We start from the raw sequence: 22,541 nt of genomic DNA on the forward strand, positions 1-22,541 counted from the left end.
CGTTCCCCAGAAGGAGTGCCGATGTCGACCAGCCCGTCCCGCCAGTCTTCCCTGACCGAAGCGCCGCCACGGGCGCGTGACGTCGTGCACGCGCTGCGCGCGTCGCGCATCCGTGAAGTGGCCAATGCAGGGATCGGCCTGCCTGACGTGCTGCCGTTCTGGTTCGGCGAATCGGACCAGGTCACGCCGTCATTCATCCGCGATGCTGCGAGCCGCGCGCTCGCCAACGGCGCCACCTTCTACAACCACAATCTTGGCATCGCGCCGCTGCGGGCGGCGTTGTCCGAGTACGTGACCCGATTGCACGGGGCCACGCCAGTCGACCATATCGCCGTGACCAGCGCGGGCGTCAATGCGCTGATGCTCGCCGCGCAACTCGTCACCGGCCCCGGCGACCGTGTGGTGGCGGTGACCCCGCTGTGGCCCAATCTGGTCGAGATTCCGCGCATCCTTGGCGCGACCGTAGAAACGGTGACGCTGGACTACGGCGCGGATGGCTGGACACTCGATGTCGACAAACTGCTGGCCGCGCTGACGCCGGGCACGCGCGCCGTGATGATCAATTCGCCGAACAACCCGACCGGCTGGGTCATGCCCCGCGCCGCGCAGCAGGCCGTGCTCGACCACTGCCGCCGCCACGGCATCTGGATCATCGCCGACGAAGTCTACGAGCGGCTTTACTACGGCGACGAGGGAGCGGTCGCGCCATCGTTCCTTGATATCGCCGGCCGCGACGAGCGCGTCATCGCGGTCAACTCGTTCTCGAAGGCATGGCTGATGACCGGCTGGCGGCTCGGCTGGATGGTGGTGCCATCTTCGATGATGGACGACCTGGGCAAGCTCATCGAATACAACACGTCCTGCGCACCGTCGTTCGTGCAGGAGGCCGGCGTGGTGGCCGTGCGTGAGGGCGAGGCATTCACTCAGGACCTGGTAAAACGGCTGCGCTCGGCGCGTGATCATCTGGTGAGCGCGCTATCGGCATTGCCCGGTATCGACGCGCACGCGCCGGACGGGGCGATGTATGTGTTCTTCCGCCTGAAAGGCACGACCGACAGCCTCGATCTGTGCAAGCGGCTCGTGCGCGATGCGCATCTCGGGCTGGCACCGGGGAGCGCGTTCGGCGACGAGGGCGAGGGCTTTGTGCGGTGGTGCTATGCGTGCGACGAGGCGCGGCTAGATGAGGGGGTGAAGCGGTTGCGGGGGTATCTGGGGCGGTAGCGGTTGATGGGCCTGACCCTCTGGCCCGGCCCCTCCCGCTCAAACTATCTCTACCCACCTCTATTTCAAACTTCCCACCGTCTCCGACTCCCCCCACCATCCACCGCCCAGCGCCTGCATCAGCGCGGCCGAATCCGCCAGCCGCGTGGCGCGGGCCTGCGCCAGATCCAGCGCCGCCTGTCGTGCCTGCCGCTCGGCGTCAAGCACCGTGAACTGGCTTACGCCGCCAAGCCGATACTGCTCGTTGACAATCGCCAGTGTGTCGCGCGTTTGCTTTGCGTTGTCCGCGCGCGCCTGCAGCGTGCCAGCGTCGGCGTCCAGCGCACGCAGGGTGTCGGCAACGTTCTGCAGCCCCTGGAGCACCGCCTGCCGATAGGCGCCCAACGACGCTTCGTAAGCAGCTTCCTTGGCGCGTTTCTGCGCGCGTAACTCGCCGCCGTGGAACACCGGCTGCACGACGCCGGCGGCCAGGCTCCACACATTGAAGCTGTTGAACAGGTCGCTCATGCGCATGGCCTGCGTGCCGCCGCTGGCGGTCAGCGTGATCTGCGGATAGAGGTTGGCCGTGGCCACGCCGATATCCGCCGAGGCCTGATGGAGCAGTGCTTCTGCCGCCCGGATATCGGGGCGGCGCCGCGCCAGTTCGGAGGGCAGGCTTACCGGCAGCGTCTCGGGCAACTGCATGTCTTCGAGCCGGAATTCGGGAAGCTGAGCGGCGGCAGGGGTCTGGCCGGTGTAGACGGCGAGTTGGTGACGCGTGGCATCGATCTGCTGCGACAGTCCCGGGATCAGCGCCTGTGTCTGCGCCAGTTCGGCCTGCTGGCGCTGCACGTCGACGCGCGCGACGCCACCCCGACCGAGGCGCTGCTGCATGATGGCTAGCTGGCGCTTCTGCGCGTCGGCCATGGCCACGGTATCGGCCAGTTGCGCGCGCAGCCCGGCCTCGCGAATCGCCGCCGTGGCGACGTTGGCCGCGAGCGAAAGCCGGGCCGCCTCGAACTCGTAGCGCTGGTAGTCGACTGCGGCCTGCAAGCCTTCCAGTTCTCGACGCTGACCACCGAACAGATCCAGCGCATAGGACACCTGCACACTCGCGTTGTAGAGCGTGAACGGTCCAGGGCTCGGGAACTGCGTGATGCCGACTGACTGCAGGTTGACCTGCTGCCGCGTTGCGTTGAAATTCGCGTCTACCTGCGGGAAGCGCGTGGCGCCGGTACGGGCCGCGAGATTTTCCTGCGCCTCGCGCAGCTTGGCCTGCGCTTGCGTCAGCGTTGGGCTGTTAGCCAGGGCCACGCGGATGGTTTCATCGAGCTGCGGATTGCGGAACAGCGTCCACCATTGCGCGGGGACGTCGCCTTCCACCAGCGATTGCGATGGATAGTCCTTCGCGTCAAGGCGTTCAGGCTGCGGGCCCGATGTGTAGCGAGCGTCAGCCGGCGCATCGGGCGTGCGGAAATCCGGGCCGACCGCGCAGCCGGCCATCGACATCGCGGCGGCGCACATCAACAGCATGGGGATCGCGCGCATGGCGGTCTCCTTTCAGTCGAGCGTGCGCTTGTAGAAGCGCACGGCAATGGTGAGGACGATCATCGTGAACAGTGCCACGGGCCACACGTTCGGCCAGAGTTCGGTCCAGCCGCTGCCCTTGAGCATGATGCTGCGGATCATCCGGTTGAAGTAGGTCATCGGCAGCACGTTGCCGATCCACTGCGCCCACGTTGGCATGCCCGCGAACGGGAACATGAAGCCGGACAGCAGGATATTGGGCAGGAAGTAGAAGAACGTGAGCTGCAGCGCCTGCAACTGGTTGGCCGCCAGTGAGGACAGCGTGATGCCCACGGTCAGGTTGGCCGCGATGAACAGCAAGGCGGCCAGATACACGGCCACGGGAGATCCGACAAACGGCACGCCGAACACGAAGTGCGCAGCCAGCAGGATGATCGTCGCCTGAATCAGTCCGATGAAGATGTACGGGATGATCTTGCCCGAGATCACCTCGAGCGGCTGCACCGGCGTGGCCAGCAGGTTTTCCATCGTGCCGCGCTCGCGTTCGCGCGTCATGGCCAGGCCGGTCATCATGACCATCGTCATCGTCAGGATCGTGCCCATCAGCCCCGGCACGATGTTGTACTGCGTGATGCCCTCCGGGTTGTAGAGCCGCTGCACGTTGACGTCGAAGGCGGGCTGCCCGCCGGCCAGTGGCGCCAGCGCGCCCTTCAGGTCGATCCGGGCAACGGTGGCCGGGAGTTGCGCCAGCGCGGCAATGGCCTGGCCCGTCGCGGAAGGATCGGTGGCATCGGCCTCGACCAGGATCGAAGGGCGATCGCCATGCAGCAGGCGTCGCGAGAAATCGGCCGGAATGCTGACCACGAACTGCACATCGCCGCGCATCAGCGCCTCGCGACCGGAGGCCTCGTCCGGCATCGTGCGCACCACCTTGAAGTACGTGGTGTTGTCCAGCGCGGCAATGAAGGTGCGGGAGAAGTCGCTGTGCTCGGCCACGATGACCGCGGTGGGCATATGGCGTGGATCGCTGTTGATCGCAAAGCCGAACAGCAGTAGCTGGATGATCGGTATCCCGATCATCATCCCGAACGTGACGCGATCGCGCCGCAGTTGCAGGAATTCCTTCAGGACGATGCTCCACCAGCGTTGCGCCGAGAAGCGGGAGATCTGACGGCGCACGGCTTTCACGCGTCCCCCTTCGGCCCGGTGGCCCTCTTGGTGGCTTCCTCGGCGGTTTCCTTGGTGGCTTCTTTGGCGGGAACGGCCATGTTGTCCTGCGCATCACCCATCATGTGGATGAAGACGTCCTCCAGGCTCGTCTCCACCGGCTCGATGCGGTGATCCCGGCCGGCGTACTGCCTGAGCGTCTGTTCGAGCGCGGTGCCGTCCTTGCCCGTGACATGCAGCGCCGTGCCGAACGCGACGGTCTGGTCCACGCCGGGCTTGCCCTGCAACTGGGTCGACAGTTCGGCCAGTTCGTCGCCCGATACGCTCCACGTGGTCAGGTTCTGGCTGGCGACGACTTCGGCCGAAGTGCCTTGCGCCAGCAGCTTGCCGTAGGCAATATAGGCGAGCTTGTGGCAGCGCTCTGCCTCGTCCATGTAGTGCGTGCTGACCAGCACCGAGATGCCACGGGCGGCCAACTGGTGCAACTGCTCCCAGAAGTCGCGGCGGGCTTTGGGGTCCACGCCGGCCGTGGGTTCGTCGAGCAGCAGCAACTGCGGTTCGTGCAGCAGGCACGCGGCCAGCGCCAGGCGCTGCTTCCACCCGCCGGAAAGCGAACCGGCCAGTTGTTCGGCACGCGACGCCAGCCCGAGGTCCTCGAGCGCGCGGTCCACGACCTCGCGCCGGTTCGGCATGGCATACACGCGTGCGACGAAGTCCAGGTTCTCGCGGATCGACAGGTCTTCCCAGTAAGAGAAGCGCTGCGTCATGTAGCCCACATTGCGCTTGATCTCGGCGGACTCCTTGATGATGTCGAAGCCCAGGCAGGTGCCCGCGCCGGAGTCCGGCGTCAGCAGTCCGCACATCATGCGGATCGAGGTGGTCTTGCCGCTGCCGTTCGGGCCCAGGAAGCCGAAGATCTCGCCACGGGCGACCTGCATCGTCAGGTCGTTGACCACGTGCTTGTCGCCGAAGTGCTTGTTAAGGCCGTGCACGTCGATAGCCAGTTCGTCGCTCATGATTGCGTGACCTCGACAGGCTGGCCCGGGCGCAGCTTCGGTGCTTCGGCAGGGTCCGGACGTGCCTCGATCAGGAATACGAGCTTGCGGCGTGTCTCGTTGCTGTAGATGACCGGTGGCGTGAACTCGGCTTCGTTCGAGATATAGGTGATCTTTGCCGCCACCGGGGCCGCGCAACCGTCGCAGCGGATATGGACGGCCTGCCCGTTCTTGAGCGCGCCGACCACGGTCTCAGGTACGTAGAAGCGCACCTTGACGTTGGCGGCGGGCAACATGCGGACCACGGTGCTCCCCGCGGGCACCCACTCGCCGGGGCGGAACGGCACGTCGTAGACCAGGCCCGGCACCGTGGCATTGACGAACTTGCGCGATAGCTTCCACTCGGCCTGCGCCAGCGCGGCGCGCGCGGCATCCACCTGCGCGCTTTGCGCGGCAAGCTGGTCCTTGCGACCCGGCAGGCGCGCGACGTCGATATCGCGCTGCAACTCGCGCACGCGTGCCGCGTCCGCATCCGCCGTGGCGCGGCTGTCGTCAAGCTGCTGTCTGGAGACGCCGCCGATCTCGAACTGGGCTTCGTCGCGCCGGCGTTGCGCCGCGCTGCGTTGGGCCTGCGCCTGCGCCTGCGACAGTTGCGCCTGGGTCACGGCCACTTCCACGGGGCGCTTGCCGATCTGGATATCGGCAAGCTGCGCCTCGGCCGCGCGTAGCTGCTCGGCGGCCTGTTGCCGCGCGGCGCGCTCGTCGTCGGATTCCAGCACGAATAGCGGCGCACCATCGGCCACCTGCTGGCCACGGTCGACCGACAGCTTTTCCAGGCGGCCCGCGAATGGCGACGCCACAGAGACGAACTCGCCCTCCACGTAGCCTTGCCAACTGACGGGCTTGTCATTGCTGCACGCGGCCAGTGCCGTTGCCATGATCAGCAGGGACCACGCATGACGGGGGACAGGATTGAACATACGGGCTCCGGATGGGCTTATTTGTCTTGGGACGGGGTGCCGGCGGACAGCCCGTGGGTGAGCAGGGCGGTGACGTGGCGCACGAGCGTTTCGGTATCGATATCGGCCGCGCCGGGAAGGCCGCGCCAGATGTGCGTGGTGGCGGGCGGCAGCAGCGCCAGCCCGATCAGCGACACCATGACGAGGGCCGGTTCGAGCCCCGGGGTCAGCTTGCCTTGCGCGTGGGCGGCTGCCAGTGGTCCCATGATCAGCGAGGCACGCCGCAGGGCTACGCGCTCGACCATCCGCTCGCGCAGATGGCCATCGGTACCGACGATCTCCCGGATCCACAGGCCCGGAAACCACGGCGTGGCAGACGCCGTGCGGATCAGTTGGCCCGCCAGCGCCGGGATCACCGTCACGATGTCACCGGCGTGCCCGGCCAGGGTGTCGAACACCTGCTCGAACAGCGGCTCCAGCCGTTCGTCGAAGACGGCATCGAGCAGTAGCTCCCGATCGTGGAAGTAGTAGTGGACCAGTGCTGGCGTGACGCCAGCTTCGGCGGCGATCGCTTTGGTGGAGGTGGCGGCCACGCCGTGGCGCGCGAACAGAGTGACAGCGGCGTCGATCAGGCGGTTGCGCTGATCGGCATCATTGGCGTTGGCCGTAGGGCGTCCCGGCCGGCGCTGTCGCGGTGCCGGGGACGTATCGGGCGAGGACTTGGCTGGCATCAGTCAACTCCAGACGGTATCGAGTAGATATTAATTTTCGAATTAATTAATTCAAGATCGGTTACAAAATCGAGTGAGAGCGCAGCGCGCTGGATATGCTGCGCTGCAACAATGCACGGTAGACATGTCATGGGGCTTTGGCTAAGCTGCCCGCCAATCCACTGGATGCTTGCATGCGCGCATCCACTGCCCCCAATTCCTATGTCGCGTTCTTGCCCGCCAGCCGCTCCGCAGCGGTTGCGCCCGAGCTTTGCCCGCCGCTTTGCCGTCCCGTTTGCCGCCTTGCTGGTGGCGGGCGGGCTTGCATTGCCCTGGGTGGCGCACGCGCAGGAAGCCCCCGGGCCCGGGCAGGAAGCCGCGTCCGATGTGGAAAGCCCGTTCGCCATCCATGGGCAGACCACGTACATCTGGCAGCGCAAGCCGTCTTTCGGCGCGGGGTACTCCGGCGAGAACAGCCTGACGCCCGATCGCGCCAAGAGCTATTCGTTCACGGCCACGCTCGACCTGGGATTGCGGCTCTGGCAGGGCGCCGAGTTCCATTTCAATCCGGAGGTGGCCCAGGGCGTGCCATTCTCCGAACTGCATGGCGTGGGTGGCCCCTCCAATGGCGAACTGGCCAAGACGGCCAGCACCAACCCGAAGTTCTACCGCGCGCGGGCCTTCATTCGTCAGACGTGGGGGCTGGGGGGGGGCGATGAAAAGCTCGAGGCCGATTTCAACCAGTTCGCCCGCACCGTCGACAAGCAACGCGTGGTGCTGACCGCCGGCAACTTCAGCGTGCTCGATGTCTTCGATCAGAACCCCTACGGGTCCGATCCACGCACGCAGTTCATGAACTGGTCGTTCCTGACGCACGGTTCGTTCGACTACGCGGCTGATGCGCGGGGCTACAACTGGGGGGCTTCAGTCGAGTACATCGGCGATGGCTGGTCGGCGCGTTTCGGCCGTTTCCTGCAGCCGCTCGAATCCAATGGCCAGGAGCTCGACACGCGCATGTTCGAGCACTACGGCGACGTGCTGGAACTCGAAAAGCGCTACCAGATCGGTGGCCGCCCGGGCCAGGCCCGGCTGCTGCTGTGGCGTAACAAGGCGAAGATGGGGGCGTTCAACGATGCCATCGCTTTCGGACTGGCCAACAACGTGACACCGGACGTGGCCGACGTGCGCCGCGAACACGCGAAGGTGGGCGTGGGGCTTGCGTTCCTGCAGGAGGTCAACGATTCGCTGGGCCTGTTCCTGCGGGCCAACTGGTCCGACGACAAGACCGAAACCTACGCGTTCACGGAAATTGGCCGGCAGGTGTCGTGGGGCGGCACGCTCAGGGGAACGGCGTGGGGTCGCCCCAATGACGAGGTGGGGCTGGGGATGGCGATCAACATGCTGGGGGCCAACCATCGCAACTATCTGGCGGCGGGTGGCCTGGGCGCGTTCCTGGGGGATGGGGCGCTCAACTACGGCCCCGAGCAGGTATTCGAGATCTACTACAGCTTCGCGGTCTGGAAGACGCTGAGCCTGAGCCCGGACTTCCAGTACATGCGGAACCCGGGCTACAACCGGGATCGCGGGCCCGCCAAGTTCATCGGCATCCGGGCCCACGCGGAGTTTTGAGTCAGTGCGGTCCTACTGCCGCGCATTGCGCCGGTTGTCCGGCCACGGCGTGTTGTAGTTGGTGCGGAATGGATTGATGTCCAGCCCGCCGCGGCGCGTGTAGCGTGCGTAGACCGCGAGCTTCACCGGCTTGCACATGCGCATGACGTCCGTGAAGATCCGCTCGACGCACTGCTCGTGGAACTCGTTGTGATTCCGGAACGAAATCAGGTACTTGAGCAGGCCTTCCTGGTCGATCGGCGCGCCCACGTAGCGGATCTGCACGCTGCCCCAGTCTGGCTGGCCCGTGACCAGGCAGTTCGACTTGAGCAGGTGCGACACCAGCGTTTCCTCCACCGGCGACTCTTCCTGCTCGGCCGACAGCAGCGTCGGGTCGGGTTCGTAGATATCGGTCTCGATGTCGAGCCGGTCCAGCAGCAGCCCGTCCAGTTCGCCCATCTTCTGCGTGCCGAGGTCGGCCTCGGTCACCAGCCGGACCTGCACCGTGCCGCCCGTGGCCTCGGAGAGGTCGTGATGCAGCAACTGCTGCAGCGCCTCGGGCGAAGCAATCCTGGTCTGGTTGAACGAGTTCAGGTACAGCTTGAACGACTTCGACTCGACGATGTTCGGCGTATCGGCAGGAATGATGAACGTGGCCAGCGCCACCTGCGGCTTGCCCTTCAGGTTCAGCCACGATACCTCGTAGGCATTCCAGATATCCACGCCGAAGAAGGGCAGCGCGCGCCCTTCCGGCAGGCCGATCTCCGCGCGTTTCGGCTGGCGCGGGATCGGGAACAGCAATGATGCGTCGTATTCGGTCTTGTACGCCGAGGGCTTGCCCAGCGGCGAGTGCTCAGGAAGCGTCATGATCGGGGGCGTCAGGAAAGGAACAGCTTGTAGACGGGGTTGTCGGTCTCATCCCAGTGTACGTAACCGAGCGTCGAAAGGAAGCTGCGGAACGCGCGCTTCTCGTTCTTCGGCACCTGGATGCCGACCAGGATGTTGGACGTGTCCGCGCCCTGGTTCCGGTAGTGGAACAGGCTGATGTTCCAGTTCGGGCTCATGCTGGACAGGAACTTCATCAGCGCGCCCGGGCGCTCCGGGAATTCGAAGCGATACAGCAGTTCGTCATGCGCCAGCGGCGAATGGCCGCCGACCATGTAGCGGATGTGCTGCTTGGCCAGTTCGTCGTTCGACAGGTCGAGCGTATCGAAGCCATGGCGGCGGAAGTTGGCGGCGATCTTGTCGCTCTCCGCGCGGCTGGCGATCTGCACGCCGACGAAGATATGCGCCACGCCCTTGTCGGCGATGCGGTAGTTGAACTCGGTCACGCTGCGCGTGCCGACCTGTTCGCAGAAGCGCTTGAAGCTGCCGCGTTCCTCGGGGATCGTCACGGCGAAGACCGCTTCGCGCGCTTCACCCACTTCGGCGCGCTCGGCCACGAAGCGCAGGCGGTCGAAGTTCATATTGGCGCCGCAGGCGATCGCCACCAGGTGCTGGTGCTTGAGCTTCTCGCGCTCGGCGTACGCCTTGAGGCCGGCCACGGCCAGCGCGCCGGCCGGCTCGAGGATGCTGCGGGTGTCCTGGAACACATCCTTCAGGCCCGCGCAGATCGCATCGGTATCGACCAGGATAATGTCGTCGACCAGTTCACGCGTGATGCGGAACGTCTCCTTGCCCACCAGCTTGACGGCGGTACCGTCCGAGAACAGGCCCACATCCTTCAGTTCCACGCGCTTGCCGGCGTCCACCGAGCGCTTCATGGCATCGGAATCGAAGGTCTGCACACCGATCACCTTGATCTCGGGGCGCACCGCCTTGACGTAGGCGGCGATGCCGGAGATCAGGCCACCGCCGCCGATGGCGACGAAGATCGCGTGAATCGGGCCAGGGTGCTGGCGCAGGATCTCCATCGCGATGGTGCCCTGACCAGCGATGACCTCGGGGTCGTCGAACGGGTGGATGAACGCGAGCTTGTGCTTCTTCTCGAGTTCGGCCGCGTGCAGGTAGGCATCGCTGTACGACTCACCGTGCAGAACGATCTGCACCCACTCGCCGCCGCGCTCGCGCACGGCGTCGATCTTCACCTGCGGCGTGGTGGTCGGCATGGCGATGATCGCCTTGCATTGCATGCGGGCCGCCGCCAGCGCCACGCCCTGCGCGTGGTTGCCTGCCGAAGCGGCGATCACGCCGCGCTTGAGTTCCTCGGGCGTGAGGGACGCCATCTTGTTGTACGCCCCCCGCAACTTGAACGAGAACACCGGCTGGGTGTCCTCGCGCTTGAACCAGACCGCATTGCCGGTGCGCGCCGACAGCGCGGGCGCATAGGTCAATTCGGTTTCCTGGGCCACGTCATAGACCTTGGCAGTCAGGATTTTTTTCAGATAGTCGGGCTTGGCGGGCGTGCGGGTCATGGTCAGCGGGGTGCGGCGCCGGGGGCAGCGGCAAAAAAACCGGAAAAATCGGCGGAAACCGCCAATGATAATGGATGGCGCACTTGGCAGTGCCAGGTTGGCAGTTGCCGTGCGACGGGTGCAGTGACAGCCACAGTTGTAGGACAGCGTCCGGCTGACACCTTCCAAATCGACGTGTTACGGTCTTGCGTGATGTCTTCGCTACCTCTCATCGAACCCGATACCGCGCTGTTTCTGGATTTCGACGGCACGCTGGCCGACCTCGCGCCGCGCCCCGAGCTGGTGCAGGTCGAGCCGGAACTGGTTGGCACGCTGCGCGCGCTGCACACCTGCCTGGACGGCGCCCTGGCCATCATCTCGGGCCGGCCTGTTGCCGAGCTCGATGGATTCCTGCAGCCGCTGAGGCTCCCCGCGGCAGGCGTGCACGGCGCCGAGCTGCGCCATGACGGCGAAGCGCTGTTTATGCCACCGGCGCCCGGCATCACGGCATTGATGCCGAGGCTCGAAGCCTTCGTCGCGCGCCATCCCGGCCTACGCATCGAGCGGAAATCCGTGGCAGTCGCCATTCACTATCGACAGGCCCCGGAACTCGAGGCGCAGGTGCGCGCGATGGTGGCCGACACCCTGCACGACGTGGATGGGCTGGAAGGCTTGCCCGGAAAAATGGTCGTGGAGATCAAGCCTGCCGGCGTCGACAAGGGGGGCGCGATTGCCACGTTCATGCGCATGGCCCCCTTTGAAGGACGCAAGCCGCTGTTCGCGGGTGACGATGTCACCGACGAAGCCGGTTTTGTCGTGGCGCGTGAACTCGGCGGGGTGGGCGTGCTGGTTGGCGAGCGCGCCACGGCCGCCACGGTCAGCGTGACCGGGCCCGCTGCGTTGCGTTGCTGGCTTCATCGATCCGCCCATGCTCTTCTGGCGCTCAGGGCGCAACGCGGCGGCAAGCCGCAGTCCGTCTCATCCACTTCGTCCGAAACGGAGGACTCGCTGTGAACGCCTCCCCCACCCCTACCGCGCATCATCCTGAAGCGCCCGCTTTCAATACCGATACCAACTGCACTGGCCGTCACGCCGATCCGTCGCTATCGCTCGGGATGATTGGCAACTGCGCATTCTCGGCATTGGTCGACGGACGCGGCCGCATCGTCTGGTGTTGCCTGCCGCGCTACGATGCCGACCCCGTTTTCAATGCGCTGCTCGACTCGAGCGAGAATGGCGGCCACTTTTCCATCGAGGTGGAAGACCTGGTGAAGTCCACGCAGTGGTACGAGCCGAATACGGCCATCCTGCGCACGCGCCTGTACGACAAGCATGGTCACTGCCTGGAGATCACCGATTTTTGCCCTCGGTTCTTCCGGCTCGGGCGCTATTTCCGCCCGCTGACGCTGGTGCGGCGGATCCGGCCGGTCCGTGGCGCGCCACGGGTGCGGGTCACGGTGGCGCCGCGCTTCAACTGGGGCCGGATCAAGCCGCAGATGACGCGCGGCAGCAGCCATGTGCGCTATATCGGCGAGGACCTGACGCTGCGGATGACCACTGACGCGCCGCTGGCCTATGTGCTGTCGAACACGCCGTTCCTGGTCACGCGCAACTACAACTTCATTCTCGGGCCAGATGAAACGCTGGCGCATGGCGTGGAGGAGACCGCGCGCGACTTCGAGCAGGAGACCACGTCCTACTGGCGCATCTGGAGCCGCCGGCTGGCCGTGCCGCGCGAATGGCAGGACGCCGTAATCCGCGCGGCGATCACGCTGAAGATGTCGCTCTACGAGGAGACCGGCGCGATCGTCGCGGCGATGACAACGAGCATTCCCGAGGCGCCCGGCAGCGGCCGGAACTGGGACTACCGCTACTGCTGGTTGCGGGACGCGTTCTTCGTGGTGCGCGCGCTCAACAGCCTGTCCGAGGTTGGCACGATGGAGGACTACATGCGCTGGCTGACGAATGTCGTCGTGCAGGCGCAGGATGGCCATATCCAGCCGCTCTACGGCATCGGGCTCGAACGCGAGTTGCCTGAAAGCGTTCTCGATCATCTGGGCGGATATCGCAATATGGGCCCGGTGCGCGTGGGCAACCAGGCGCAGGAGCACTTCCAGCACGATGTCTACGGCAACGTGGTGCTCGGCGCCGCGCAGGCGTTTCACGACCACCGGCTGCTGCATCGTGGCGGCCTGACTGAATTTCACCGGCTCGAGGACGTCGGCGAGCAGGCGGTGCGCGTGTTCGGCACGCCGGACGCGGGCATGTGGGAGTTGCGCACGCGCGCGCGGGTCCATACGTCTTCTGCGCTGATGAGCTGGGCAGCCTGCGACCGGCTGGCCAAGATCGCCACCAAGCTCGAGCACCCGCAGCGTGCGGCGTACTGGACGGAACATGCCGACCGCATGAAGCAACGCATCCTGACCGAATCGTGGAGCGAGTCGCGACAGGCTTTCGCGGAGAGTTTCGGCGGCAACGTGCTCGACGCCAGCGTGTTGCTGATGGCGGAAGTGAATTTCATCGATCCAAAGGACCCGCGTTTCGTTTCGACGCTGAAGGCGCTCGAGGACACGCTCTGCGACGGACCGTACATGCGGCGCTATGAGGCGCCGGACGACTTTGGCAAGCCCGAGACGGCCTTCAATATCTGCACGTTCTGGCGCATCGACGCGCTGGCGCGCATCGGCCGTCGCGAGGAAGCGCGCGAAATCTTCGAGGCCATGCTGGCGGCGCGCAATCCGCTAGGGTTGTTGTCGGAGGACACGCACCCGGTCACGGGCGAGATGTGGGGCAACTTCCCCCAGACCTATTCGATGGTCGGCCTGATCAATGGCGCCGTACGGCTGTCGGCCCCCTGGGACAGCGTGATTTGAACGAGGAGTGGATCTCAACCAGAAGCGAGATATGGGAAGACTAGTAGCAGTATCGAACCGGGTTGCCGACCCGCGGAATCATGCGGCGGGCGGACTTGCCGTCGCGTTGTCCGACACGTTGAACAAGACCGGTGGATTGTGGTTCGGCTGGAGCGGCAAGGTGGTGGACGCCAGCCGCGGCGGCACGCCCGGAGAGGGCGAGCTGCACCAGATCCAGGCCGGCAACGTCACGCTGGCCACGGTGGATCTGAGCCGGGAGGACTTCGAGTCCTACTACCTGGGCTACAGCAATGGCGTGCTGTGGCCGGTATTCCACTATCGGGTGGATCTGGCCGACTTCGATTCAGGCGGCAACCTGAATGCCTACCGCCGCGTGAACCAGCTTTTCGCGCGCAAGCTGGCGCCGCTGCTCAAGCCCGACGACGTGATCTGGATCCACGACTATCACCTGATTCCGCTGGCCGCGGAGTTACGGGCGATCGGTTGCGGCCAGCGCATTGGCTTCTTCCTGCATATCCCGCTGCCGCCACGGCTGATCCTGGCCACCATTCCGCAGCACGAGTGGCTGATGCGCGCGCTGTTTGCCTATGACCTGCTCGGCTTCCAGAGCCACGACGATGTCGAGCACTTCTCCCGCTACGTGCAGGGCGAGGCCGGCGCCGAGCCGATGGGCGAATACCGCTTCCGTGCATTCCATCGCACCGTGCGCGCGCAGGCGTTTCCGATCGGCATCGATGTCGACGAGTTCATCGAACTGGGCCGCGCCGACGAAGCGCGCGAGACCTACGAGATGATGCGCGGCCAGTACGCGCGACGCAGGCTGCTGCTCGGCATCGACCGCCTCGATTACTCGAAGGGCCTGCCCCAACGGCTCAAGGCTTTCCAGACGCTGCTGGCCGAGTACCCCGAGAACCGTTCAAGCGCCACGCTGATCCAGATCGCCGCGCCGTCACGGGAATCGGTCGACGCCTATGCGGACCTGCGGCGCGACATGGAAGGCATCACCGGCGCGATCAACGGCGAGTATGGCGAGCTGGACTGGATGCCGGTGCGCTACATCCACCGCTCCACCGCGCGCCGCCGCCTGCCGGGCCTGTGCCGTGCGTGCAACGTGGCGCTGGTGACGCCATTGCGCGACGGCATGAACCTCGTCGCCAAGGAATACATCGCGGCTCAGGACCCGGAGGATCCCGGCGTGCTGGTGCTGTCCCGCTTCGCGGGCGCGGCGGAACAGATGAAGGAAGCGCTGCTGGTCAATCCGTATGACACGCGCGCCACCGCGCAGGCGATCCAGCAGGCCTTGCATATGTCGCTGTCAGAGCGCCAGGCGCGTCACCAGAAACTGCTGGAGCGGATTCGCCAGCAGGATGTGCACTGGTGGAGCGGAGAATATCTGCGGGCGCTTATGGAGACGGAAGGGGGGTGATGGTTGAGGCCGCAGGCAGGCGCCGCAAATTCCGCGGCGACTACGCCTGTTTCAGGTCCCCCGGCACATCCACGTCTCGGAACGGACCATCGTCGTCGGTCAGGATGCGCGTCACCGGCTGCGACTTGAGCAGTGCGCGGGCGCCTTCGTCGCCGTCGAGCTTCAGCAGTTCCTCGCGCCATGCGGCGCCAAAGCCTACCGGGTGCCCACGCTGGCCATCGCGCCACGGCGCGGCGATGGTGTCGCGCGACGTGATCGTCAGTGCCACGGCACGCACCAGTTCCATCGACAGCCACGGCATGTCCGCCAGTGCCACGACCCAGCCGCGCGCGTCGGCGCAGGCCGTCACGCCGGCGCGTAGCGCCGCGCCCATGCCGGCCTCGGCGTCTGCGGATTCGACTACCTTGCAGCCGCCGCGGCGCAGCTCTTCCGATAGCTCGGGATTGCCGGGGCGCACCACGGCGATCGAACCCGGCAGCGCCGCCGCAAGCGTTCGCGCGCTACGCCATGCCACGGTGCGCCCGTCGGGCAGTTTCTCTAGCAGTTTGTTGCGTGCGCCAGCCGGGTCGAAGCGTCGGCCAAAGCCGGCCGCCAGCAGGATGCCGATGGGCAGGTCGGATTGAGAGAGCACGGGCTTCTTCATGGCTGTGCCGCCGAAGCGGTGGGCAGGATTGGACAGGCCGCCTCGCCAGCGGCGATTTCCCGCGCCGCTTTCGCGCCTTCGACTTGAAGGATGTCAGGGAGCGAGACGTGGTTCTTGGCCGCGATCACTTCGGCCAGGATCGAGATCGCGATCTCGGGCGGCGTGCGGCTGCCGATGTAGATACCCACCGGCCCATGCAATCGCGCGAGCTGCAGCTCTGTCAGGTCGAATTCCTTGAGCCGCTCGCGGCGCGCGTGGTTGTTGCGTCGCGAGCCTAGCGCTCCGACATAGAACGCCGGCGTGCGCAGCGCTTCCATCAGGGCCAGGTCGTCGAGCTTGGGGTCGTGCGTCAGCGCGATCACCGCGCAGCGCTCGTCGAGCTTCATGTCCATGACCGTGTCGTCCGGCATGGTGCGGACCATCGTCACTCCGGCGATGTCCCAGGTCTCGGTGTATTCCTCGCGCGGATCGCAGACAGTGACCTGGAAGCCAAGCCCCACGGCGATCTGGCACAGGTACTTCGACAGCTGGCCGGCGCCGATCACCAGCATCCGGTAGCGCGGGCCGTGGATCGTCAGCAGGGTCTTGCCGTCGAACGCCAGGCCGTCGGTGGCCTCGGCTGGCCCGAGCGTTGCCGCGCCGGTTGCCATGTCGAGCGTGCGGGCGATGAGCCTGCCGTTCTCCACCGCGTCGAGCAGATCGACGATGCCGCTGGCCGCAGACAGCGGCTCGGTCACCAGCTCGATCGTGCCACCGCAAGGCAGGCCAAAGCGGTGCGCTTCCTCCGCGCTGATGCCGTACTTGATCGCTTCGGGGAGGCCCGAATGGATGCCCTCGTGCCGCACGCGGTCGATGATGTCGTCCTCGATGCAGCCGCCGGACACCGAGCCCACCACGAGGCCGTCGTCACGCACGGCCAGCATCGCGCCTTCGGGGCGGGGCGACGACCCCCAGGTTCTGACGACTGTCACCAGCAATACGCCATGCCCTTCCTGCTGCCAGCGCACGCTGCATTTCAGGACTTCGAGATCCACGCTGTCCATGATCGTTTCCGCTTTGTTCCTGTGTCATCGCCGCCGTCGGTCGTTTTCCCCGCGTCGGCTGATTGTTCCGTTTCCGTACTGTTGTCGTCTTCGTTCGCGCCACCGCCACCGACGGCCTCGGTGAAGCGGGTGAAGAAGGTATCGGCCATCTTGCGCGCGGCGGCATCCACCAGCCGCGAGCCGATCTGCGCGATCTTGCCGCCGACCTGCGCGTGAACCGCGTAGGTGAGCAGCGTCTCGTCGCCTTCGGGCGTGAGCTTGACCTGCGCCGTCCCCTTGCCGAATCCGGCCGCGCCGCCCTGTCCGTCGAACTGGATCGTGTAGCTCTCCGGCGCCTGGATGTTCTGCAGCGCCATGCGCCCCTTGAAGCGCGCCTTGACCGGTCCGACGGCGGCGGTCAGCGCCAGTTGGTAGGCGTTGTCGCCGTCGGGCTCGATGCTCTCACATCCCGGAATACATTGCTTGAGCAGCGCTGTGTCGTTCAGTGCATCCCAGGCGACCTGTTGGGGCACGGGCAGTCGCTGGGTCTGGGTCATTTCCATGATGAATATCCTGGTTGGGGGCGTAATGCTTTGACAGGCGGGACGCGCGCGGGATCGGCCAGCAGCGATTCCAGCGCGAACAGGCTGTCCAGGTTGTGCGCCGCACGCAGCGCGTCGACGTGGGGCAGGATCGCCTGAATGCCGCGCGCCTGCGGCGTGAAGCCTTCATAGCGCAGCAGCGGATTGAGCCAGATGATGCGATGCGCAAAGCGGCGCAGGCGGGCCATCTCCTGTTCGAGTAGATCGATGTGCTCCAGATCGATACCGTCGCTGACCAGCAGCACCGTGGCGCGGCCGGATAGCGTGCGACGCGCCCATTGCCGGTTGAACGTTGCCAGCGCGGCACCGATGCGGGTGCCGCCAGCCCAGTCGCGGACCTGTTCGGTGATCAGGTTCACCGCGTCGTCCGGATCGCGTTCGCGTAGCGCGCGCGTCACGTTGGTCAGCCGCGTGCCGAACAGGAAGACGTGCAGTCGCTCGCGGGACTGCGTCAGCGCATGGCAGAAGTAGAGGACGGCGCGCGAGTACTGGCTCATCGAGCCAGAGATATCGAGCAGCAGGACCACGGGCGGCTTGCGTTCGGCACGCTTGCGGTACTTCCAGCGCAGCCATTCGCCATGCTGGCGCACCGCCAGTCGCGCGCTCGCGCGCAGGTCAGCGTGGCTCCCGCAGGTGGATGGGCGCAGACGCCGTGTCTTCTGCAGGGCCAGACGCGCGCGCCGTGTGCGCACCAGATGCTGGAGCGCGCGCCACTCTTCGGCGTTCAGGGTTTCGAAGTCGCGCCCCGCCAGACGCTCCTGATCGGAGAACGTAAGCGGGGCGGTGAAGCGTTCCTCACGGGGCGGCTGGTCCGGCTTTGGCGATGGCGGTTGCCGGGCGGCCAGGGCGTCGGCCAGGCGGTTGCTGCGTCGTGGCGGCGGAATCCCCGCATCGACGCGCGGCAGCAGCATCGCCCGCAGCTTGCTTTCCCAGTCGGGGTCGCGCCAGAACAGGTCGAAGGCGGCATCGAACAGCGGGCGCTGATCGGGGCCCGATAGCACCAGTGCCGCCAGCGCGGCCCGCACTTCGTCGCGCGCGCCGATATCGATATGCCGCAGGGCTTCCAATGCATCGACGGCATGAGCCGGCGACAGCCCGAACCCGGTGTCACGCAGCAGCCGCATGAAATGCGTGACGTTGCGGGCCAGCATCGGCAGCGGGGGTGGCGTGCCCGATGTGTCTGGTCGGGCAGAGGGGGCAAAGGGGGCAGAGGGGGCGGACGGTGCGGCGCGTGGCATGGTCAGCCTGCCGGTGCTGCCCCGGCGAGCAGTTCGGCGATGGTCGGTCCGTCCGCGCGTGCCAGGTCGTCCTGATACTTGAGCAGGACGCCGAGCGTGTCGCGCACCGATTGCGGATCGAGTTCGGTCACGCCCAGCGCGGCCAGCGCGCGGCACCAGTCGATGGCCTCGGCGATGCCGGGAGCCTTGAACAGGTCGATGCCACGCAGCCGGTGGATGAAATCGACGGCCTGCCGTTGCAGGGCCATCGCCGCTTCGGGCGCGCGCGCCGCGACGATCTGCAGCTCGCGGTCGCGGCCCGGGTAACCCATCCACTGGTAAAGGCAGCGACGTTTGAGCGCGTCATGCACCTCGCGCGTGCGGTTCGATGTGATCACGATCAGTGGCGGACGTTCGGCCTGGACCACGCCGATTTCGGGGATCGACACCTGGTATTCCGACAGGACTTCGAGCAGGAACGCCTCGAACGGTTCGTCGGCGCGGTCGATTTCGTCGATCAGCAGCACGCGCGGCACGTTCGGCGCGGCAGGGTCCGGCAACAGCGCCTCGAGCAGCGGTCGCTTGAGCAGGTAGTCGTCGTGATAGAGCGATTGCTGCTCCGGCCGTTCGCCACGCGCTTCGGCTAGCCGCAGCGCCATGATCTGGCGCGGGTAGTCCCATTCGTAGAGCGCGCTGGCGGCGTCGAGACCTTCATAGCATTGCAGGCGCAGCAGCCGCGTGCCGAGCGCGCGCGCCATGGCTTGCGCCAGCGCTGTCTTGCCGACACCGGGCTCGCCTTCGAGAAAAAGCGGGCGTTGCATCCGAAGCGCGAGATACAGCACGGTGGCCGTCTCGCGGTCGGCGAAATATTGCTGCTTTTCGAGCAGCGAGAGGGTTTGGTCGATCGAGGTGGGGAGCATGGTGAGAATGCGGGTTCCGTCGCTATGCGCACCTCTCTCCCGCCGCGCGGGAGAGAGGTACAAACACGACGCAGCCTTAGCCCTTCAGCGCCTGCTCCACGGCTCGCGCCGCCAGCACCGGGATCAGATGCGCGCGGTACTCGGCAGACGCATGCAGGTCCACGTTAAGGCCGGACGGATCCATCTTCACGGCTCGGGCGGCCGCTGGCGTGAAGCTGGCCGCCAATGCCTGCTCGAGCGCCGGCGCCCGGAACACGCTGTCTGCCGCGCCGGTCACCGCCACGCGCACGCTCTTGCCGGTGCGCGCGACCATCACGCCAACCAGCGCGAAGCGCGATGCGGGGTTGCGGAACTTGATGTAGGCAGCCTGATCCGGCGACGGGAAGCGCACCGCGGTGATCAACTCGTCGGGCTCGAGCGCTGTTTCATAGAGCCCCTTGAAGAAGTCGTCCGCCGCGATGCTGCGACGATCGGTGACGACCGTCGCGTTCAGCGCGAGCACGGCGGCGGGATAGTCCGCTGCCGGGTCGTCATTGGCGAGCGAGCCACCGATCGTTCCCATCGCGCGTACCTGCCGGTCGCCGATGCCGTTGGCCAGCGCTGCCAGCGCCGGAATACGGCGCATCACGTCGGCATTGGCCGCCACATCGGCATGGCGCGTGGCGGCGCCGATCACCAGCGCGTCACCCTCGACGCGAATCCCGTTCATGCCCGGAATGCGCGACACATCGACCAGCGTCGACGGCGAAGCCAGGCGCAGCTTCATCGCCGCCAGCAGGCTTTGACCGCCAGCCAGGAACTTGGCGTCGCCATCGGCCTTCAGCTTGGCCACCGCGGCATTGGCGTCGGCGGCACGTTCATACTGGAATGCATACATGTTGTGCTCTCCCCGGTTACGCGGTGCCAGATTGCGCGGACTGGATGGCTTGCCACACGCGATGCGGCGTGGCGGGCATCTGCAGATCATGCACGCCGAGCGGCGACAAGGCGTCGACCATGGCGTTGATGAAGGCCGGTGGCGAGCCGATCGCGCCGGCTTCGCCGCAGCCTTTCACGCCGAGCGGATTGTGCGTGCACGGTGTGCCGGCGGACGTCTCCACGGTGAAGTCGGGCAGGTCTCCGGCGCGTGGCATCGCGTAGTCCATGTACGAGCCGGTCAGGAGCTGGCCGCTCTCGGGGTCGTAGACGCACTGTTCGAGCATCGCCTGACCCAGACCCTGGCCAATGCCGCCATGCACCTGGCCTTCCACGATCATCGGGTTGATCACGTTGCCGAAGTCATCCACAGCGGTGAACTTGACCACGTGCGACTCGCCGGTATCGGGATCGACCTCGACTTCGCAGAGGTACGCGCCGGACGGATACGTGAAGTTCGTCGGATCGTAGAACGCGTTCTCGTTCAGGCCTGGCTCGAGCTTGTCGAGCGGGTAGTTGTGCGGCACGTATGCCGTCAGCGCCACCTCGCCGAACGTCTTGGTGCGGTCGGTGCCGGCCACGCGGAACACGCCGTCCTTGAACTCGATGTCGGCGTCGGATGCCTCAAGCAGGTGCGCGGCGATCTTCTTGGCCTTGGCCTCGATCTTGTCGAGCGCTTTCATGATCGCCGAGCCGCCCACTGCCAGCGAGCGGGAGCCATAGGTCCCCATGCCGAACGGCACGCGGCCCGTATCGCCATGCACGATCTCGACGGCATCCAGTGCGATGCCCAGGCGGTCCGCCACGATCTGCGCGAACGTGGTTTCGTGGCCCTGACCGTGGCTGTGCGATCCGGTGAAGACCGTCACGGTGCCCGTCGGATGCACGCGGATCTCGCCCACCTCGAACAGCCCGGCACGCGCGCCCAGCGCTCCGGCGATATTCGACGGCGCCAGCCCGCAGGCCTCGATGTAGCACGAGTAGCCGAGCCCGCGCAGCTTGCCGCGTTGCTTCGCTTCCGCGCGCCGGGCCGGGAATCCCGCCACGTCGGCCAGTTCTTCCGCGCGAGCAAGGCAGGGCTCGTAGTCGCCGGTGTCGTAGGTCAGGCCCACCGGGGTGGCATACGGGAAGGTGCGGATGAAGTTCTTGCGGCGCAGCGTGGCCGGGTCGACGTTGGTCTCGCGCGCGGCCGCTTCCACCAGCCGTTCGACGACGTAGGTGGCCTCGGGGCGTCCCGCGCCGCGATAGGCATCGACGGGGGACGTGTTGGTGAACACCGCGTGGACTTCGGCATAGATCGCCGGCGTGGCGTACTGGCCGGCCAGGAGTGTCGCGTAGAGGATCGTCGGCACGCTGCTGGCGAACGTCGACAGGTACGCGCCCATGTTGGCGATGGTGTGCACGCGCATCGCCAGGAAGTTGCCGTCGGCGTCGAGCGCAAGTTCAGCCTTGGTCACATGATCGCGACCATGGGCGTCGGTCAGGAAGGACTCGGAGCGTTCCGCAGTCCACTTGATCGGACGTCCCACCTTTTTCGATGCCCAGGTCAGTGCCACGTCCTCGGGGTAGAGGAAGATCTTCGAGCCGAAGCCGCCGCCCACGTCCGGCGCGATGATGCGCAGGCGCGACTCGGGCAGGCCCAGCACGAACGCCCCCATCAACAGCCGCTCCACGTGCGGGTTCTGGTTGGCCACGTAGACCGTGTAGCCGTCATCCTGGCGCGTATAGCTGGCATTGACCGCGCGCGGTTCGATCGCGTTCGGGATCAGCCGGTTGTTGACGATCTGCAGCGTGGTCACGTGAGCGGCCTTGGCGAATGCCGCGTCCGTGGCTGCCTTGTCGCCGTGGCCCCACGTGTAGCAGGTGTTGGCGGGGACATCGTCGTGGACGAGCGAAGCTGCCGACGAGGCATCGGTCAGGCCGATCACGGCCGGCAGTTCCTCGTAGTCGACAACGATCTTCTCGGAGGCGTCGCGTGCCTGCTGGAGCGATTCGGCGACGACCAGCGCCACCTGGTCGCCCACGTGGCGCACCTTGCCGTGCGCCAGCGAGGGGTGGGGCGGTTCTTTCATCGGCGAGCCGTCGATGCTGTGGATCAGCCAGCCGCAGGGCAGGCCGCCGACCTTGTCGGCTGCCATGTCATCGCCGGTCAGCACGGCGATCACGCCGGGCGAGGCCGCCGCCTCGGACGTGTCGATCGACTTGATGCGCGCGTGAGCATGCGGCGAGCGCAGGAAATAACCGTAGCTCTGGTGCGGCAGGACGACATCGTCGGTGTACTGGCCGTTGCCGGTCAGGAAGCGATAGTCTTCCTTGCGGCGGACCGGCGAACCGATCAGCTTTTCGGGTGCGTTCATGGCCGGT

The 22,541-nt window shown here is 66.2% G+C and carries 19 protein-coding genes; 5 read left to right on the forward strand and 14 right to left on the reverse strand.

Annotated elements, in window-relative coordinates; all coding sequences use genetic code 11:
• Window positions 1–21: 21 nt before the first annotated feature.
• A complete protein-coding gene (locus K6G35_RS01715) occupies window positions 22–1,221 on the forward strand; it encodes a pyridoxal phosphate-dependent aminotransferase (protein ID WP_008644429.1) in 1,200 nt (399 codons plus the stop codon).
• A 60-nt stretch (window positions 1,222–1,281) separates the two neighbouring features.
• Here K6G35_RS01715 and K6G35_RS01720 read toward each other — a convergent pair whose 3' ends face one another.
• From K6G35_RS01720 to K6G35_RS01740, 5 genes are read right to left on the reverse strand one after another with little or no spacing between them, the layout of a single operon-like run.
• Complete coding sequence (locus tag K6G35_RS01720) at window positions 1,282–2,748, reverse strand: efflux transporter outer membrane subunit (RefSeq protein WP_495676021.1); 1,467 nt, start codon at window positions 2,746–2,748, stop codon at window positions 1,282–1,284.
• Window positions 2,749–2,760: 12 nt separating this feature from the next.
• Window positions 2,761–3,915 (reverse strand): ABC transporter permease, encoded by a 1,155-nt coding sequence (locus tag K6G35_RS01725; protein ID WP_186425939.1) that lies wholly within the window; start codon window positions 3,913–3,915, stop codon window positions 2,761–2,763.
• Window positions 3,912–4,910, reverse strand: coding sequence for an ABC transporter ATP-binding protein (locus K6G35_RS01730; RefSeq protein WP_495676022.1), 999 nt, complete (start codon window positions 4,908–4,910; stop codon window positions 3,912–3,914). The genes K6G35_RS01725 and K6G35_RS01730 overlap by 4 nt, the downstream gene beginning before the upstream one ends.
• Entirely contained in the window at window positions 4,907–5,869 is a 963-nt protein-coding gene (locus tag K6G35_RS01735) for an HlyD family secretion protein (RefSeq protein ID WP_186425941.1), read from the reverse strand. Before K6G35_RS01735 ends, K6G35_RS01730 begins: the two co-directional genes overlap by 4 nt.
• A 17-nt stretch (window positions 5,870–5,886) precedes the next feature.
• On the reverse strand, window positions 5,887–6,579 hold the full coding sequence (locus tag K6G35_RS01740) for a TetR/AcrR family transcriptional regulator (protein ID WP_008644410.1): 693 nt from the start codon (window positions 6,577–6,579) through the stop codon (window positions 5,887–5,889).
• A 201-nt stretch (window positions 6,580–6,780) separates the two neighbouring features.
• Between K6G35_RS01740 and K6G35_RS01745 the strand changes: the two genes are divergently transcribed.
• Complete coding sequence (locus tag K6G35_RS01745; protein WP_495676023.1) at window positions 6,781–8,187, forward strand: carbohydrate porin; 1,407 nt, start codon at window positions 6,781–6,783, stop codon at window positions 8,185–8,187.
• Between the two features lie 12 nt (window positions 8,188–8,199).
• Here the strand turns inward: K6G35_RS01745 and queF are convergent, their stop codons facing one another.
• Both queF and ilvA read right to left on the reverse strand, forming a co-directional pair.
• Window positions 8,200–9,033 carry an NADPH-dependent 7-cyano-7-deazaguanine reductase QueF gene (queF, locus tag K6G35_RS01750; protein ID WP_495676024.1) on the reverse strand — a complete coding sequence of 278 codons (834 nt, stop codon included), beginning with the start codon at window positions 9,031–9,033 and terminating at the stop codon, window positions 8,200–8,202.
• 11 nt (window positions 9,034–9,044) lie between these two features.
• On the reverse strand, window positions 9,045–10,580 hold the full coding sequence (ilvA, locus tag K6G35_RS01755) for a threonine ammonia-lyase, biosynthetic (protein ID WP_008644404.1): 1,536 nt from the start codon (window positions 10,578–10,580) through the stop codon (window positions 9,045–9,047).
• A gap of 192 nt (window positions 10,581–10,772) precedes the next feature.
• On the opposite strand from ilvA, the gene otsB reads away from it, so the two are divergent.
• The 3 genes from otsB (at window position 10,773) to otsA (ending at window position 14,858) form a co-directional block, all read left to right on the forward strand.
• A complete protein-coding gene (gene otsB / locus K6G35_RS01760) occupies window positions 10,773–11,573 on the forward strand; it encodes a trehalose-phosphatase (protein ID WP_008644402.1) in 801 nt (266 codons plus the stop codon).
• 101 nt (window positions 11,574–11,674) lie between these two features.
• Window positions 11,675–13,432: a glycoside hydrolase family 15 protein gene (locus K6G35_RS01765; protein ID WP_495676327.1), complete on the forward strand. Its 1,758-nt coding sequence runs from the start codon at window positions 11,675–11,677 to the stop codon at window positions 13,430–13,432.
• A 31-nt stretch (window positions 13,433–13,463) separates the two neighbouring features.
• A complete protein-coding gene (otsA, locus tag K6G35_RS01770; RefSeq protein WP_008644400.1) occupies window positions 13,464–14,858 on the forward strand; it encodes an alpha,alpha-trehalose-phosphate synthase (UDP-forming) in 1,395 nt (464 codons plus the stop codon).
• 40 nt (window positions 14,859–14,898) lie between these two features.
• Here otsA and K6G35_RS01775 read toward each other — a convergent pair whose 3' ends face one another.
• From K6G35_RS01775 to K6G35_RS01805, 7 genes are all read right to left on the reverse strand, one after another.
• Entirely contained in the window at window positions 14,899–15,501 is a 603-nt protein-coding gene (locus K6G35_RS01775) for a nucleotidyltransferase family protein (RefSeq protein WP_008644398.1), read from the reverse strand.
• Window positions 15,498–16,544 (reverse strand): XdhC family protein, encoded by a 1,047-nt coding sequence (locus K6G35_RS01780; RefSeq protein ID WP_035881353.1) that lies wholly within the window; start codon window positions 16,542–16,544, stop codon window positions 15,498–15,500. The genes K6G35_RS01775 and K6G35_RS01780 overlap by 4 nt, the downstream gene beginning before the upstream one ends.
• On the reverse strand, window positions 16,517–17,086 hold the full coding sequence (locus tag K6G35_RS01785) for an SRPBCC family protein (RefSeq protein WP_008644394.1): 570 nt from the start codon (window positions 17,084–17,086) through the stop codon (window positions 16,517–16,519). Before K6G35_RS01785 ends, K6G35_RS01780 begins: the two co-directional genes overlap by 28 nt.
• On the reverse strand, window positions 17,077–18,276 hold the full coding sequence (locus tag K6G35_RS01790; RefSeq protein WP_495676328.1) for a vWA domain-containing protein: 1,200 nt from the start codon (window positions 18,274–18,276) through the stop codon (window positions 17,077–17,079). Before K6G35_RS01790 ends, K6G35_RS01785 begins: the two co-directional genes overlap by 10 nt.
• Before the next feature lie 89 nt (window positions 18,277–18,365).
• Entirely contained in the window at window positions 18,366–19,262 is an 897-nt protein-coding gene (locus K6G35_RS01795; RefSeq protein ID WP_008644391.1) for an AAA family ATPase, read from the reverse strand.
• 76 nt (window positions 19,263–19,338) lie between these two features.
• A complete protein-coding gene (locus tag K6G35_RS01800) occupies window positions 19,339–20,139 on the reverse strand; it encodes an FAD binding domain-containing protein (protein WP_495676025.1) in 801 nt (266 codons plus the stop codon).
• Between the two features lie 16 nt (window positions 20,140–20,155).
• Window positions 20,156–22,534, reverse strand: coding sequence for a xanthine dehydrogenase family protein molybdopterin-binding subunit (locus K6G35_RS01805; RefSeq protein ID WP_008644389.1), 2,379 nt, complete (start codon window positions 22,532–22,534; stop codon window positions 20,156–20,158).
• Window positions 22,535–22,541: the final 7 nt, after the last annotated feature.

The sequence above is a fragment of the Cupriavidus sp. HY129 genome (assembly GCF_059492215.1).